Genomic DNA, 15312 nt, shown 5'->3' on the forward strand with positions numbered 1-15312 from the left:
CAATTTTCGTTCGGCACGAACACCCCCATTGTCGGCAGGCGCGTGCGGCCGTGCAATGCGCCCCTAAAATGCACTCATCGCGCCAAAACCTGGAGATTCGTGTGGAGCAACCTGTGATTGATGTCGACCTGGATACGCGCGGACTGAACTGCCCGCTGCCCATCCTCAAGGCCAAGAAAGCACTCGCCCAGATGCAAAGCGGCCAGGTGCTGCGCATCGTCTCCACCGACGTCGGTTCGGTGAAAGACTTTCAGGCCTTCGCTCGTCAGACCGGCAACGCCCTAGTCGATCAGAAGACCGAGGGCGGCGAATACCACCACCTGCTGCGGCGGCGCTGAAGGTGCCGCACACACCCACGAAGGGCGCTTCCCGTATTCGATAGGGCATCGAAGGGCCTTGGTCCGCCCACCGGCCAGGGTGCGGCAGCGCCATTTTTACCCAAGCCCCGAGCCCGACTCCTAGGCAAGCTTTAGCTTGCTGCGTGGCCTGCGCACAAATTGTTGATATAGGCGCTGAATTCCGGTCCGGTCTCGGGGTGAGACATGCCCAGTTGCACCGTGGCTTCGAGATAGCCGAGCTTGCTCCCGCAGTCGAAACGGCGGCCGCTGTAGCGATAGGCGTACACCGCTTCTTCGTGCAGCAGCGCGGAGATGCCGTCGGTGAGCTGAATTTCGCCTCCGGCGCCGGGCTTGCCGTTGCGCAGATGATGAAACACGCGGGGGCTGAGGATGTAGCGACCCACGACCGCCTGGGTGCTGGGCGCGACGTCTGGAGCGGGTTTTTCGACGATGCCCGACAGCGAGGTCAGCCCGGGTGTGATTTCCTGCCCGCTGACGATGCCGTAGCGTTTGGTGTGCTCGCGCGGCACTTCTTCGGTGGCGAGGACGCTGCGGCCATGGCGGCTGTGAATCTCGACCATTTGCGCCATGACGGGCGGCTCGCCGACGAGCAAGTCATCGGCGAGGATGACGGCAAACGGCTCGTCGCCCACCAGACGCTCGGCGCACAGCACCGCCGCGCCCAGGCCGTTGGCCACGGGCTGGCGCACGAACACGCATTGCACGTTGTCGGGTTTGACGCTGCGCACCACGTCGAGCATGGCCTGTTTGCCCGCTTCTTCAAGTTGATGCTCCAGTTCGTAGGCGGTGTCGAAATGATCCTCGATGGCGCGCTTGTGGCGGCCGGTGACAAAAATCATTTCGGTGATGCCCGCCGCATAGGCCTCTTCGACCGCATATTGAATGAGCGGCTTGTCGACCACGGGCATCATCTCTTTCGGAGTGGCTTTGGTCGCGGGCAGAAAACGCGTGCCGAGACCGGCAACGGGGAAGACGGCTTTGGTGATGGTCGGGGGCATGGAGAGTATGACGGTGGGGTCGAAAATGAGATCGATACTAACAAGGGAATGATTGATGCTGCGGCGCAGTCATCCACCGGGAATGCGGTGTTGGACTCCATCTGGCGGGAGAACTCAATCACGCCGTCGCGGGACATAGCCCTCGGCCAGAATGCGCGCCCAGACCGCGCGCTTTTCCGCCGGGCTCATCTCCACCCAGCGACCGACCTCCGCCGCGGTACGCAGGCAACCGCGGCAAACATCGTCGAACCCGGTGGAGCACACGCCGACGCAGGGGGTGTCGGGCTCGCTCGTATCGTCGGGTTGACCCGCTGAAGCGACCGAAGTGCGCGTCATACGGCCGCACCTTGCAAGGCGAGGGTGCCGCTGCGCCCGGCAATGCTGCCCAGACTGACCGCATGGTGTGGCAATGAGGCCAGGTTCAGCGAGTCGGCATAACCGCGCATCGAGGTGCAATGCAAGCCAGCCGCCTTCCAGCCTTGCAGCAGACGGTCGAACACGGGAGCAAGACGGCCGCCTTCCAGCTCGGCGTGCAGGGTGTAGACATGGTCGCGCCCATCGGTGCTCAGGCGCAGAAGGTGATCGGCCACGTTGTGTTCATTCAAGCCGTTCACGCCGATCAGCTCGTCGAGCGTCGGCAGGGTGGTTGGCAACTGGGGAACGGAAAGTGTGCGTCCCTGCACCACCGGCAAAAAGGGGTGGGTGCCCCGACCGTCCGAAGCCAGGGTGAAACCGAGTTCCTGCTCCAGCAAATAGGCCGCGTCGTTCATCTGCCAGCCGGCGGCGCCGTGCACTTGCGGGGGGCGGCCGAAGATGTCGCCATAGCGGTTGGCAGCGAGCTGAAGCTGACGGCGGGTCCAGTCGGCATTTTTGCGCACCACGTAGTCTTGCCAGAGGATGTGATCCCAGGTGTGCACGCCGGTTTCATGGCCGGCGCGGTCGGCGTCTCGCATGGGACCTGCGGCGCGTCGGCCGATGTCCGGGCCGGGCAGCAGTGTGCCGTACAGCAAGGTTTTCAGGCCATAGTGGCTGGTCACCGATGTGCGCTGAACCTTGGCGAGGAAGCCGGGGCGAAACACCCGCTTGAGCGCGCGCCCGGTGTGATCTGGCCCGAGGCTGAATAAAAAGGTGGCGCGGAGTTGATGTTTGTCGAGCAGGCGCAGCAGGGCAGGTACGCCTTCGAGCGTGCCCCGCAGGGTATCGACATCGATTTTGAGCGCAAGAATGGGCATGGAATCAGATAGAAACAGGGCTGGCCTTTGAGAGCCACATCGTAGAGGACTTGACCTGACACAGCCCTCGCGCAAAGCGGGTCTGCTTCAATGTTTGCAGACATTAAGAATGCATCTGGAGGAATGGACATGCACGCCTTGTTTTCAACCTGTGATCTGTGCGATGCGCACCGCGACGCCCTGCACACCGATGCGCTGCGGGTGCTGCCGCCGATTTTCCGCTCCTTCGGCAAGATCAGCCGTTTTCGCGGCAAGATCGCCACGGTGCAGTGTCACGACGACAACGCCCTGGTACGCGCCACCCTAGAGTCGGCCGGCATGGCCCGGGTGCTGGTGGTGGATGGTGCCGCCTCGATGAAACGCGCGCTGCTGGGTGGCAACCTCGCTGCGCTGGCCAGCCAGAACGGCTGGGCCGGGGTGCTGGTCAACGGTTGCGTGCGCGATGTGCATGAAATTCTGCAGGTACCTATCGGCGTGCTGGCACTGGCGCCCATGCCCGCTCCACCGGAGAAACACGGTAAAGGCAGGGTCGATGTCGCGGTGACGATTCAGGACGTGATCGTGCGTCCTGGGGAATGGCTCTACGCCGATGAAGACGGCGTGATCATCAGCCGCGAGCAGCTCGGGCTGGCGCTCTGAAATCACGGGCGCCGTGGAGCAGCTTCAGGTCAAAATGCGACGGCGGGCCAGGGGCGGATTGGTATCGAGGTAGGCGCGCAGGCCTTCAAAAATAGCGCGCGCGATTTGCTTGCGATAGGCCGGGGTCTGTAGCCGCGCCTCTTCTTCCGGGTTGCTGATGAAGGCGGTTTCCACCAGCATCGAGGGAATGGTGGGCGACTTCAGCACGGCGAACCCTGCCTGCTGCACTTGCTTGGAATGCAGATGCACCAGCTCTCCCATTTTGCCCAGCGTGGGTCGGGCCATTTTCAGGCTGGCATTGATTTTGGCGGTGGTGGACATGTCGAGCAGCACCTTGGCCACTTGATAGCTGCGCGAGTTGATGTCGATGCCGCCAATGGCGTCGGCCGCGTTCTCGCGTTGGGCCATCAGCCGCGCCTCCACGCTGGACGCGCCGCCATCGGACAGGCAATACACCGAAGCGCCGCGCGCCTCGGGCGTGAACCAGCCGTCGGCATGGATGGAGGTGAACAGGTCGGCATTGGCCGATTGCGCCTTCTCCACCCGCGTCCACAGCGGCACGAAGTAGTCGCTGTCGCGTGTCATCATCACTTGCATGTGCGGTGTGTTCATGGCTAGGTCGCGCAGGTGGCGGGCGATGAGCAGCACCACATCCTTTTCGTGCACCCCGCTGGGGCCCGTGGCGCCAGGGTCTTCGCCGCCATGGCCGGGGTCGATCGCCAGCAGCACGCTGCGAAAGTTGCGGCGGTCGCGGCGCACGGGGTCGGGGCGTTGCGCCGGGGGCGGCGTATCGGCGCGGGCGAACTGCTGCGGTTGCCCGGCTTGCGGGCTGTCGAGTTCAGTGCGGTGCTGGCGGATCCAGTCGCCAAGCGAATCGGACTGTTGCGGCTGGGCCTGAGCGAGGGTTTGCGGCGGCGCGGTGGAACCGGCGCCGAGCTGGCGTTCGCGGTCGAGCGCTTCTTGCTGCTGCATGAACGCCATCAGCCGGTCACTTGAATGGGCGGGATAAAGATCGAAGACCAGCCGGTTTTGATAGGCCGCAACCGGCAGCAGGCTGAAGACCTGCGGTTTGACCGCCTGCTTCAAATCGATGACCAGGCGCACCACGTCGGGTTTGAACTGGCCCACACGCACGTCTTTGATGAAGGGATCGTCCGCCTTCACTTTGCCCGCCAGATCGCGCAACTGGTTGTCGAGCTGCAGGCCCTGAATGTCCACCACGAGTCGCGGCGGATCGCTCAAGACCTGGTGGGTTGCGCTCAGGGGGCCGTCCGACTCCAGCGTCAGCCGGGTGTATTCGGGCGCCGGCCAGACGCGGATGGACATCAAGGTAGCGCCCCGCGCAATCATGGGGGCCGTCAGCAGCAGCACGAGGCTGGACGATTGCACGAGAAAACGCCGACGCGGTGGGGTCATCATGTTCAGGCTCCTGCTCAAAAACCGGGGGAGCAGCAGCCCACCCACGGCATCAACCGGACTTCAAACCTTCCGGCAAGGCGCGAAACAAACGCTGTCCCAGTTCAGTCCCGGCTTGCAACGTGCACCGGCGCTGCTCTCCCAGCGGTTCGAGGTGCACGCTCAAGTCGGCAGCGGGCAGCAAATCCTGCGCGCGCTGTGGCCACTCAACCAGACTGACCCCCGGCCCGGCCACGACATCGCGCAGTCCAGAATCGTCCCACTCTTGCGGGTCTGAAAAGCGATAAAGATCAATGTGATAGGCCGAGGTCCGAAGAGTTCCCTTGAATTGTAGGTCCGGAATGTCGAGGGTGTACTCTTCCAGCAGGCTGAAACTGGGACTTTTGATGCGCCCTTGCACGCCCAATGCACGCAAAAAAGCGCGTGCAAAAGTGGTTTTCCCTGCGCCGAGATCGCCGTCGAGGGTGATCAGCAGGCGGGGCGTCGGGTGTTGCGCCCACGCCAAAGCCACGGCTTGCGCCAGCGCTTCAGTGTCGTGTTCATTGGCAAGCAGCAGGGGCAAGGCGGCAGGGGGCATGGGGAGATTTCTAGAATGGCGCGGATGGAGCAACTCAGCACATCGCCCGAGCGTCTGCGCGTGCTGGCGCAAGACATCAAACAGCAGGGGCGTGCGCTGGGATTTTCGCAAATCGGCATCACCGGGGTCGATCTGCGCTCGGCCGAGGCGCCCCTGCTCGACTGGCTGGCCGCTGGACACCACGGCAGCATGGACTACATGCAGCGACATGGCCTCAAGCGCGCCCGGCCCACCGAATTGGTGCCCGGCACGCTACGCGTCATCACTGCCCGCCTGGACTATCTCCCGCGCGCAAGCCCGGCCGACTGGCGCGATGCGGAATGGCAAAGGCTGGCGCAACCCGAAGCGGCCACGATCTCCGTCTACGCCCGGGGACGCGACTATCACAAGGTGCTCAGGCGCAAGCTGCAACAACTGGCCGATTACATCGCCGCCCAGATCGACCCGGGCGTGGTGCGCGTGTTCACCGACTCCGCCCCCGTGCTGGAAGTGGAGCTGGCGGCGCGCGCCGGGCTCGGTTGGCGCGGCAAACACACCCTGCTGCTGCAGCGCGACAGCGGATCGATGTTTTTTCTGGGAGAAATATTCATCGGTCTGCCCCTCCCGGTAGATGCCCCCGCGAGCGCCCACTGCGGCACCTGCCGCAAATGCATCGACATCTGCCCGACGCAGGCCATTCTTGGCCCGGAACAACTCGATGCGCGGCGCTGCATTTCCTACCTGACCATCGAACACGCAGGGCCGATTCCCCTGGAACTGCGTCCGCTGATCGGCAACCGCATCTACGGATGCGACGACTGCCAGCTGATCTGCCCCTGGAATCGTTATGCCCAGCGCAGCTCCTTGCCCGATTTCGATCCCCGCCACGGTTTTGACCAGGCCCAGCTGCTCGACCTGTGGAATTGGAGCGAAGCGCAGTTCGAGCAGCGCACCGAGGGCAGCCCGATTCGCCGCATCGGCTTCGAGCGCTGGCAGCGCAACCTCGCCGTTGCCTTGGGCAACGGCCTACGAGGCAATCACGAGACGGCCTGGCGCCAGGCAGCTATCCAAGCACTGCACAGCGCACTCCCGCATGCCAGAGCGCTGCTGCAAGAGCATGTCCGCTGGGCTTTGGCCCAGGCTGAGACAGACCCGAGGGAAATCACCCGGTAGAATGGCGAGCTTCGTCGGGGCGTAGCGCAGTCTGGTAGCGCATCTGCTTTGGGAGCAGAGGGTCGGAGGTTCGAATCCTCTCGCCCCGACCACCCGACAGAGGTCACCCGCCGGGATTTTGGCGAAGCTATTTCAGGAGTTTCGACCCAAGACATCAGTGCCGATCCTGATCCATCTGCCCGTAGCTCAGCTGGATAGAGCAACGGCCTTCTAAGCCGTAGGCCACTGGTTCGAATCCAGTCGGGCAGGCCACTTTTCAGACCGGATACTCAACTTGCTCGGGAGCAGCGCACGTGGTGGCGATCAGTTGCTGTGCGTGCGCAGGTAGTCGAGCGAGGCGGCGGTTTCGGGGCTGAGGCCTTGGGCGTTTTGTGACAGCAGGGCGTTTTCGATCTTGGTGGCCAGGGTCTTGCCGAGTTCCACGCCCCATTGGTCGAAAGGGTTAATGCCGTAGAGCCAGCCCTCCACGACGGTGCGATGTTCATACAGGGCCAGCAGGGCGCCAAGGTGGTAGGCGCTCAAGCGCTCCATCCAGATGAAGGTGGACGGGCGTCCACCGGGGCAGGCGCGGTGATGCGCGGCGCGGGCGGCGGCTTCGGGCGACATGCCTTGGGCCATGAGTTCGGTTTGCCAGCTTGAGGCGTCTTTGCCGTTCCACAGCGCGTCGGCCTGGCCCAGCGCGTTGGCCAGCAGCGCCATGTGCTCGCGCAGGTGGCGGTGCCAGGGATGGGCTACGGCGACGATTTCGTGGAAGACGGGAACGGCGGCCTGGTGCAGCAGTTGAAAATAGGTGTGCTGCACCGGGGTGCCCACGCCGCTGATGACCGCAGGGCCGCTGACGTGGACGGGCTGCATGCCGTCGGCGCTGGTGGATTTGCCCAGCGATTCCATCAGCAGTTGTTGCAGGTACAGCGGCATGCGCGAGAACGCATCGCCATACAGCCCGATGGACAGCAGGGGCAGGCCAAAGCGCACGCGATAGGCGTGCGACAAGCCAGCCATCAGCCCCGGGGCGCTGCTTTCCAACGGGGTGCTGAGGAAGTGCTGGTCCATATCGTGCGCGCCGGCGTGAAGCTGGGTCACGGTTTCACGGCCGAAGGCGAGCAGCAACACCATGCCGTGGGCACTCCACAGCGAGAAGCGTCCGCCGATCTCGGGCAACGAGCGGAAGATCTGATTCGCAGGCAAGCCGAAGCGCTGCAGCGCCAGCTCAGCGTTGGCGGTGAGCGCGACCAGGCGTTGGCGGGCCTTGTCAGTGCCGATGCCGTCGCCCAACCAGCGCAGGGCGATGTCGGCGTTGCGCATGACTTCCTGGGTGCGGAATGACTTGCTGTTGATGATGATCCAGCTGCGCTCGGGCTTGGCCGCCGCCAACGCGGCGTCGATGGTGGCGCCGTCGAGGTTGGCGACCCAGTGCACCCGGCAACGCGGAGTCTGCAGCACCGAGAGGGCGGTGTGCAGCGCGAGCATGGGGGTTTCAGAGCCGCCAGCCCCGAGATGAATGATGTCGAGCCCTTCCGCTCCGGCTTCTTCCACCCGTTGGTCCACCCAGTCGGCCATGCGGGTGAACTCGGCTTGCAGAAAGTCGGCAGCGGCCTGCGAGGGCGCATCCAGCCCCTTGGCGCCCAGCCGGGACAGCACATGCCAAGCGGGACGGTTTTCGCTGCCGTTGAGTACCGTCTTGCTCACCAGGTCTTGCGCCTTGTTGGGCAGGGCGGCGAGGGTTTTGAGCGCGGTGGCGAGCGCCTGCTCGCCGTGGCGGGTGAACTCCAGCCGCAGGCCGGCGGTGTCGATGGTCTTGGGTGTGGGCATGAGGTTCGGCGGGCGGATTGAGTCGGACGAAAATCGATCGATGGACGCAGGGGTGAGCTGACGGGGCTTAGCTTAGCAAGGGCTTGGCGTGCCAGATCTGCTCGGCGTATTCGGCAATGGTGCGGTCGGAGGAGAACGGGCCCATGCCGGCCACATTGGCCAGCGCTTTTTTCGCCCACTCATCGGGATTGCGGTAGAGCACATCGACCTTGCTCTGCGTGGCGATATAGCTGGCGTAGTCGGCCAGCAGCATGTAGTGGTCACCCCAGTTGACCAGAAGGTCGTAGATGCTTTGATAGCGATGCGGTTCTTCCGGACTGAAGCGGCCGTCGCGCAGGGTTTTGAGCACGCGCGCCAGCTCGGGGTTGGCGCCGACGATGGCGTTGGGCTGGTAGCCGGTCATGCGCAGATCGGTCACTTCGCCTGCGGTCAGGCCGAAGATGAAAATGTTGTCGGCGCCGACGTTTTCCTGGATTTCGACATTGGCACCGTCGAGCGTGCCGATGGTCAGCGCGCCGTTGAGCGCCAGTTTCATATTGCCGGTGCCCGAAGCCTCGGTGCCCGCGGTGGAAATTTGCTCGGATAGGTCGGCCGCTGGAATGATGACTTCGGCCGCACTCACGCTGTAGTTGGGTACGAACACGACTTTGAGCAGATCGCCCACGCGCTCATCGTTGTTGATGGTTTTGGCGACATCGTTGATGAGCTGGATGATGAGCTTGGCCATGTGATAGGCCGAGGCCGCCTTGCCCGAAAAAATGACGACGCGCGGCACGGTGACGCTGCCCGGCTGTTCGAGGATGCGCAGGTAGCGGGTGATGACGTGCAGCACATTGAGCAGCTGGCGCTTGTATTCATGGATGCGTTTGACCTGCACGTCGTACAGCGCATCGACCGGGATGGTCACGCCGTGATGGGTTTTCAGCCACGCGGCGAATCGCGCCTTGTTGCTGCGTTTGGCGCCCTGGAACTCTTTGACGAGGTCTGAGCTGCCCAGCAGCGGGCGCAGCTTGGCCAGTTCGGACAGGTCGCGCCGCCAGTGGGCGCCGATGGTTTTGTCGAGCAGCGCGGCCAGCGGCGGATTGGCCAGCGCCAGCCAGCGACGCTGGGTGATGCCGTTGGTCTTGTTGTTGAAGCGGGCGGGCCAGAGCTTGGCGAAGTCGGCAAAGATGGACTGCTGCATCAGTTCGGAGTGCAGCTTGGAGACGCCATTGACCGAATGGCTGGCGAGCACGGCAAGATAAGCCATGCGCACTGAACGCGTGCCCGATTCGTTGACCAGAGAGACGTGCCGCATGAGGTTCACATCGTGCCCGTGCTTCTGCGTTAGCCGGGTGAGGAAGTAGGCGTTGATGTCGAGAATGATCTGCAGGTGGCGGGGCAATACGCGGCCCAGCATGTCGATCGGCCAAGTTTCGAGCGCCTCCGACATCAGGGTGTGGTTGGTGTAGGAGAACACGCCCTGACAGATGCGCCAGGCATCGTTGAAGGGCAGGTGATGGACGTCGAGAAACAGGCGCATCAACTCGGGAATGGCGAGCACCGGGTGGGTGTCGTTGAGGTGGATGGACACCTTGTCGGCGAACTGGTCGAAGCCGGTGTGCGTCTGCAGGTAGCGGCGCATCAAATCTTGCACGCTGGCGCTGCAGAAAAAGTATTCCTGATGCAGCCGCAGCTCGCGTCCGGCGTCGGTCGAGTCGTCGGGGTAGAGCACGCGTGAGACGTTTTCGGAATGGTTTTTCTGCTCGACGGCGCCGAAGTAGTCGCCGCGGTTGAAGGCGCCCAGATCGATCTCTTTGGTGGCCTTGGCCGACCACAGACGAAGGGTGTTGGTCGTGGTGGTGTCGTAGCCGGGAATGATGGTGTCGTAGGCCATGGCCTCGACATCGTGGGTGTCCACCCAGCGGGCGCGGTCGCCCTCCTTGATCACGTGACCGCCGAACTGCACGCGGTACACCACTTCGGGGCGGGGGAACTCCCAGGGATTGCCGTCGGTCAGCCAGTAGTCGGGCGTCTCCACCTGGCGGCCATCGACGATGGTCTGGCGGAACATGCCGTAGTCGTAGCGAATGCCGTAGCCGTAGCCGGGAATGCCCAGCGTGGCCATGCTGTCGAGAAAGCAGGCGGCCAGGCGGCCCAGACCGCCGTTGCCTAAAGCAGCGTCGGGCTCCAGATCGGCGATGGCGTTCATGTCCACACCCAGTTCGCGCAGCGCCTGGCGCAGCGGCTCGGTGATTTCCATGGCGAGCAGGGCATTGGTGAAGGCGCGGCCGATGAGAAATTCCATCGACAGGTAATAGACCTGCTTGGCGTCTTGTTCGTTGCGGGCGTGGGTGGTGTCGAACCAGCGCTCCACCATCAGGTCGCGCACGGCGTAAGACGCGGCGTGCAGCCAGTCGACCGGCTGCGCCGAACGCGGGTCTTTGCCGATCTGGAACATCAGCTTGTTGGAGATGGCGCGTTTGAGCGCCGCCACGTCGTGCGGCGGGGTGTCGTGGACGAAGGGAACGTTCGCGGCTTCGGGAATGGGCGGTTTAGGTTCAGGGGTCATGGGAGAGCGTGGGAAAAATTCGGGAGGGCAGCCTGGTAGACCACACGGTATTGTCGGGCCGCCTGCGTCCAGCTGAAGTCTTGATGCATGCCGGTTTGCCGCACCCGCGACCAGGCGCGCGGCTGGCGATAGAGGGCCAGCGCACGCCGCACCGCGTGGCGGTAATCCGCCTCGGAAAAGTTGGCAAAAACAATGCCCGTGGCCGTGCCGTCGTCGAGGGTGGCGAGATCGGCGTCGACCACGGTGTCGGCCAGACCGCCCACGGCGCGCACCAGCGGCAGGCTGCCGTAGAGCAGGCCGTACATCTGGGTGAGGCCGCAGGGCTCGAAGCGGGACGGCACGAGGGTGATGTCGCTGCCGGCAAAAATGCGGTGGGCAAAGGCTTCGTCGTAGCCGACGCGTAGGGCCACGGTGCCCGCATGACGCTGCGCCGCGTGGCCGAAGGCCGTTTCCAGTTCGTGGTCGCCGCTGCCCAAGACCAGCAACTGCCCGCCGCCTTCAACCAGGGTGTCGATGGCGGCGAGTACGAGGTTGAGGCCCTTCTGCTCGGTCAGGCGGCTGACCACGGTGAACAGGGGAGTGTCTTTGCTGAGAGTCAGACCGGCTTCTTCTTGCAAGGCGGCTTTGCAGCGCGACTTGCCCGCGAGACTTTCGGCGCTGTAGTGTCGCGGGATATGGGCGTCGGTCGCGGGATTCCACACGGCCGCATCGACCGCGTTGAGAATGCCGCTGAGGTCGTTGCGCCGAGTGCGCAGCAGCCCGTCGAGGCCGAAGCCCTGTTCGGGCGTCTGGATTTCGCGCGCATAGCTGGGGCTGACCGTGGTGATCTTGTCGGCATAGAACAGACCGGCCTTCATGAACGAGACTTGGCCATGAAATTCCAGACCATCGACTTGAAACGCGGCGGAAGGCAGGCCGAGATCGCCCATCACGTCTGCCGGAAAAATGCCCTGGTAGGCCAGGTTGTGCACGGTATAGATACACGGCACCGGCTTGCCCGCGCTGAATTTCAGGCAGGCTGCCGCAAGGCCGGCGTGCCAGTCGTGGCCGTGCACGAGGTGCGGCGCCCAGGCGGCATCGAGGCCGTGCGCCAGCCGCGCTGCCGCCCAGCCCAGCGCGGCAAAACGACGATGATTGTCGGCATACGGACGGCGCTGCGCGTCTTCGTAGGGATTGCCCGGGCGGTCGTACAGGCTGGGCGCGTCGAGCACATAGGCGTGTACCGGGCGGCCCTCGGCGCCTGGCACGGCGGGCAGCGTGCCGAGCAGCACGCCGACGGTCTCGCCCCAGGGCAGGGCGAACTGGCCGATCGTTTCGCCGCTCGCCAGACCGGCGCGGATGGCGGGAAAACCGGGCAGCAGCACGCGCGTGTCGCAACCGGCCGTGGCCAGCGCCGCGGGCAGGGCGCCGGCGATGTCGGCCAGGCCGCCGGTCTTGAGCAGGGGGAAGATTTCGGCGCTGACCTGCAGCACGCGCAGGGCCACCCCGCCGCCGGGCCGCCCCAAGGCGGGGTGCGCCCCCTCGGGGGGCAGCGCAGGCGAAGCCGCAGCTTGGGGGCTAGGTTCAGTCATCGTCTTCCTCGTTTAGCTCGGTCTCGCCCAGCGCCCGCAGCATTTTTTTGGTCACCAGCACCACGCCGTTGCTCGTGCGTTCGAAGCGTTTGGCGTCGAGTTCCGGGTCTTCGCCGATCACCATGCCCTCGGGCAGCACGCAGCCGCGGTCGAGTATCACTTTGTTCAGGCGGCAGGAGCGGTTGATGAGCACATCGGGCAATAGCACGCACTCGTTGATGGTGCAGAACGAGTGCACCCGCACATTGGAGAACAACACCGAGTTGCTGACCGAGGAGCCCGAGAGAATGCACCCGCCCGAGACCATCATGTTGATGGTCTTGCCGTGGCTGCCGTTGTGGTCTTGCACGAACTTGGCCGGAGGAAGCTGGCGCTGGCTGGTCCAGATCGGCCATTCGGTGTCGTAGAGATTGAGCTCGGGGGTGACGGAGGCGAGGTCGAGGTTGGCGGCCCAGAAGGCGTCGAGCGTGCCGACGTCGCGCCAGTAGGGCTGGCTTTGCTGCCCGCCCTGTACGCACGACATGGAAAAGGGATGCGCGTGCGCCAGGCCTGCGCGCACCGCTTTGGGGATGATGTCCTTGCCGAAGTCGTGCGAGGAGGCGGGGTCGGCCATGTCTTCGTCCAGCATGCGGTAGAGCGCGCTGGCGTTGAAGATGTAGATGCCCATGCTGGCCAGTGACATCTGCTCGTTGCCGGGCATGGCGGGAGGATCGGCGGGTTTTTCGATGAACTCGACGATTTTGCGGCTGGCGTCGATGGACATGACGCCGAAGGCGCTGGCCTCGCTGCGCGGCACTTCGATGCAGCCCACGGTGACCTGCGCGCCGCTGGTGGCGTGGTCTTGCAGCATGATGGAGTAGTCCATCTTGTAAACATGATCGCCGGCCAGAATCACCACATATTCGGGCTTGCTCGACTGGATGATGTCGATGTTCTGATAGACCGCATCTCCCGTGCCGCGGTACCAGTGTTCTTCGTCCACCCGTTGCTGCGCGGGGAGCAGATCGACCATTTCGTTGAGCTCGGCGCGCAAAAAGCTCCAGCCGCGCTGCAAGTGGCGCAGCAGCGAGTGCGATTTGTATTGGGTGATCACGCCGATGCGGCGGATGCCCGAATTGACGCAGTTGGACAGGGCGAAATCGATGATGCGGAACTTGCCGCCGAAATACACCGCGGGCTTGGCGCGCTTGTCGGTGAGTTGCTTGAGCCGCGAGCCGCGCCCGCCGGCCAGCACCAGGGCGATGGAGCGGCGCACCAGCATGTGCGGCTGCATCTGGCGATCTTGCATGTTCATCGGGCTCAAGGGGCTGTTCTGATTCATGGCAGGTCTCCTGTGTGTTTTAGGGGTGAAGCTCTAAGGCAAACTGAGTGTCAGGTCATCACGCTGGGGGTGTCCATGCCCGTCCAGTGGCGCACCCGGGCCACTTGCTCGGCCAAGGCGATGAGTGGGGCGAGCGCCTGTTGCGCGGGCAGGTCGTGGCGCGCGGGGTCGGGCTCATGGCGCTCGAGGTAGATGCGCAACGTGGCGCCTTCGGTGCCCGTGCCCGAGAGGCGGAACACCACGCGCGAGCCGCTTTGCAGAATGATGCGCACGCCTTGTTTGCTGCTGACGCTGCCGTCGGTGGGGTCGGTGTAGGCGAAGTCGTCGGCCAGGGCCACGGGCTCGCCTGCGAGAACCTGGCCAGGAAGGCCGGGCAGGGCGGCGCGCAAGTCGCGCATCAGCGCGTCGGCCTGTTCGGTGGGGATGCCCTCGTAATCGTGGCGCGAATACACGCAGCGGCCATGCTCGGCCCATAGTTCGCGCACCAGTTGTTCCACCGATTTGCCGGTAACCGCGACGAGATTGAGCCAGAACAGCACGGCCCACAGGCCGTCCTTTTCGCGGATGTGATTCGAGCCGGTGCCGTAGCTTTCTTCCCCGCAGAGCGTGACTTTGCCGGCATCGAGCAGGTTGCCGAAAAACTTCCAGCCGGTGGGGGTCTCGTAGCAGGCGATGCCCAGGGCTGCGGCGACGCGATCGACCGCGGTCGAGGTGGGCATGGAGCGCGCCACACCAGCCAGCCCGCTGGAATAGCCCGGAACGCGTGTGGCGTGCGCCGCCAGCACCGCGAGGCTGTCGGAAGGCGAGACCACGAAGTTGCGGCCGACGATCATGTTGCGGTCGGCATCGCCGTCGGTGGCGGCGCCCATGTCGGGGGCGTCGGCGGCGGCCATGTGATCGATCAGGTCGGTGGCGTTGACCGGGTTGGGGTCGGGGTGCAGATCGCCGAAGTCTTCGCGCGGTTCGGCGTTGACCACGGTGCCCTTGGGTGCGCCGAGCTCGCCTTCGAGCAGGGCTTTGGCATAGGGGCCGCCCACCGCCCACATGGTGTCCAGCCGCAGGCGGAAGCCGCGGGCGAACAGGGCGCGAATGGCGTCGAAATCGAACAGCTCGCGCTGCACCGCGCAATAGTCGGCTACCGGGTCGATGATCTCGATCTGCGTGCCCAGCAGGGTGTGGGTGCCGAGAGCGTCCAGCGGCAGGTCGGGGCTGTCAACCGTGCGGATTTCATACACCTCGCGCGAACGCAGGTAGATGGCCTCGGTGACCGACTCGGGCGCGGGGCCGCCGTTGGCGATGTTGTATTTGATGCCGAAGTCGCCTTGCGGCCCGCCGGGGTTGTGGCTGGCCGACAGCACGATGCCGCCGCTGGCCGCCCGGCGGCGAATGACCGCGCTCATCGCCGGGGTGGACAGCAATCCTCCTTGCCCCACCAGCACCCGCGCGTAGCCGTGCGCCGCGGCCATGCGCAGAATGGTCTGGATGGCGATGCGGTTGTAGTAGCGCCCGTCGCCGCCCACGACCAGGGTCTTGCCGCTGGCGTCCCCCAGTACGTTGAACAAGGCCTGCACAAAGTTTTCGAGATAGCCGGGTTGCTGGAACACGCTGACTTTTTTGCGCAACCCGGAAGTGCCGGGGCGCTGGCCTTCGAACGGCGTGGCAGGGCGGGTGACGAGTTTCATGC

Annotated in this window: 13 protein-coding genes and 2 tRNA genes; 5 read left to right on the forward strand and 10 right to left on the reverse strand. The window is 64.5% G+C overall.

Going from position 1 to position 15312, the window contains the following annotated elements; translation table 11 throughout:
- Positions 1-68 precede the first annotated feature (68 nt).
- Positions 69-338: a sulfurtransferase TusA family protein gene (locus B3H47_RS14520; RefSeq protein WP_156052935.1), complete on the forward strand. Its 270-nt coding sequence runs from the start codon at positions 69-71 to the stop codon at positions 336-338.
- Between the two features lie 131 nt (positions 339-469).
- Here B3H47_RS14520 and galU read toward each other — a convergent pair whose 3' ends face one another.
- The 3 genes from galU to B3H47_RS14535 all read right to left on the reverse strand — a co-directional run bounded on the left by galU (position 470) and on the right by B3H47_RS14535 (position 2589).
- Positions 470-1357, reverse strand: a complete 888-nt coding sequence (gene galU / locus B3H47_RS14525; RefSeq protein WP_013106180.1) for a UTP--glucose-1-phosphate uridylyltransferase GalU — start codon at positions 1355-1357, stop codon at positions 470-472.
- A gap of 114 nt (positions 1358-1471) precedes the next feature.
- A complete protein-coding gene (locus B3H47_RS14530; RefSeq protein ID WP_276731404.1) occupies positions 1472-1693 on the reverse strand; it encodes a DUF1289 domain-containing protein in 222 nt (73 codons plus the stop codon).
- Entirely contained in the window at positions 1690-2589 is a 900-nt protein-coding gene (locus B3H47_RS14535; protein ID WP_286987755.1) for a polysaccharide deacetylase family protein, read from the reverse strand. Before B3H47_RS14535 ends, B3H47_RS14530 begins: the two co-directional genes overlap by 4 nt.
- A gap of 129 nt (positions 2590-2718) precedes the next feature.
- On the opposite strand from B3H47_RS14535, the gene rraA reads away from it, so the two are divergent.
- Complete coding sequence (rraA, locus tag B3H47_RS14540) at positions 2719-3228, forward strand: ribonuclease E activity regulator RraA (protein WP_286987756.1); 510 nt, start codon at positions 2719-2721, stop codon at positions 3226-3228.
- Positions 3229-3252: 24 nt separating this feature from the next.
- Here the strand turns inward: rraA and B3H47_RS14545 are convergent, their stop codons facing one another.
- Positions 3253-4647 carry an N-acetylmuramoyl-L-alanine amidase gene (locus B3H47_RS14545; protein ID WP_286987757.1) on the reverse strand — a complete coding sequence of 465 codons (1395 nt, stop codon included), beginning with the start codon at positions 4645-4647 and terminating at the stop codon, positions 3253-3255.
- Between the two features lie 49 nt (positions 4648-4696).
- Entirely contained in the window at positions 4697-5221 is a 525-nt protein-coding gene (tsaE, locus tag B3H47_RS14550) for a tRNA (adenosine(37)-N6)-threonylcarbamoyltransferase complex ATPase subunit type 1 TsaE (protein ID WP_286987759.1), read from the reverse strand.
- A 24-nt stretch (positions 5222-5245) separates the two neighbouring features.
- Here tsaE and queG point away from each other — a divergent pair, with 24 nt between their 5' ends.
- From queG to B3H47_RS14565, 3 genes are all read left to right on the forward strand, one after another.
- On the forward strand, positions 5246-6373 hold the full coding sequence (gene queG / locus B3H47_RS14555; protein WP_286987761.1) for a tRNA epoxyqueuosine(34) reductase QueG: 1128 nt from the start codon (positions 5246-5248) through the stop codon (positions 6371-6373).
- Between the two features lie 15 nt (positions 6374-6388).
- Positions 6389-6465, forward strand: a tRNA-Pro gene (locus B3H47_RS14560).
- Between the two features lie 83 nt (positions 6466-6548).
- Positions 6549-6625 (forward strand) — tRNA-Arg (locus tag B3H47_RS14565).
- 51 nt (positions 6626-6676) lie between these two features.
- Here B3H47_RS14565 and B3H47_RS14570 read toward each other — a convergent pair.
- The 5 genes from B3H47_RS14570 to B3H47_RS14590 form a co-directional block, all read right to left on the reverse strand.
- The gene (locus tag B3H47_RS14570; protein WP_013122775.1) at positions 6677-8185 is read right to left on the reverse strand and encodes a phosphoglucose isomerase; all 1509 of its coding nucleotides are present in this window, start codon (positions 8183-8185) and stop codon (positions 6677-6679) included.
- Between the two features lie 67 nt (positions 8186-8252).
- Complete coding sequence (locus tag B3H47_RS14575) at positions 8253-10736, reverse strand: glycogen/starch/alpha-glucan phosphorylase (RefSeq protein ID WP_286987763.1); 2484 nt, start codon at positions 10734-10736, stop codon at positions 8253-8255.
- Entirely contained in the window at positions 10733-12214 is a 1482-nt protein-coding gene (gene glgA / locus B3H47_RS14580; protein WP_286987793.1) for a glycogen synthase GlgA, read from the reverse strand. The genes B3H47_RS14575 and glgA overlap by 4 nt, the downstream gene beginning before the upstream one ends.
- A gap of 85 nt (positions 12215-12299) precedes the next feature.
- A complete protein-coding gene (gene glgC, locus B3H47_RS14585) occupies positions 12300-13628 on the reverse strand; it encodes a glucose-1-phosphate adenylyltransferase (RefSeq protein ID WP_156052907.1) in 1329 nt (442 codons plus the stop codon).
- A 50-nt stretch (positions 13629-13678) separates the two neighbouring features.
- Positions 13679-15310 carry an alpha-D-glucose phosphate-specific phosphoglucomutase gene (locus B3H47_RS14590; RefSeq protein ID WP_286987764.1) on the reverse strand — a complete coding sequence of 544 codons (1632 nt, stop codon included), beginning with the start codon at positions 15308-15310 and terminating at the stop codon, positions 13679-13681.
- Positions 15311-15312: the final 2 nt, after the last annotated feature.

Origin of the sequence: Thiomonas sp. UBA7699 (genome assembly GCF_002482605.1) — a bacterium.
GTDB classification, from domain to species: domain Bacteria; phylum Pseudomonadota; class Gammaproteobacteria; order Burkholderiales; family Burkholderiaceae_C; genus Thiomonas; species Thiomonas arsenitoxydans.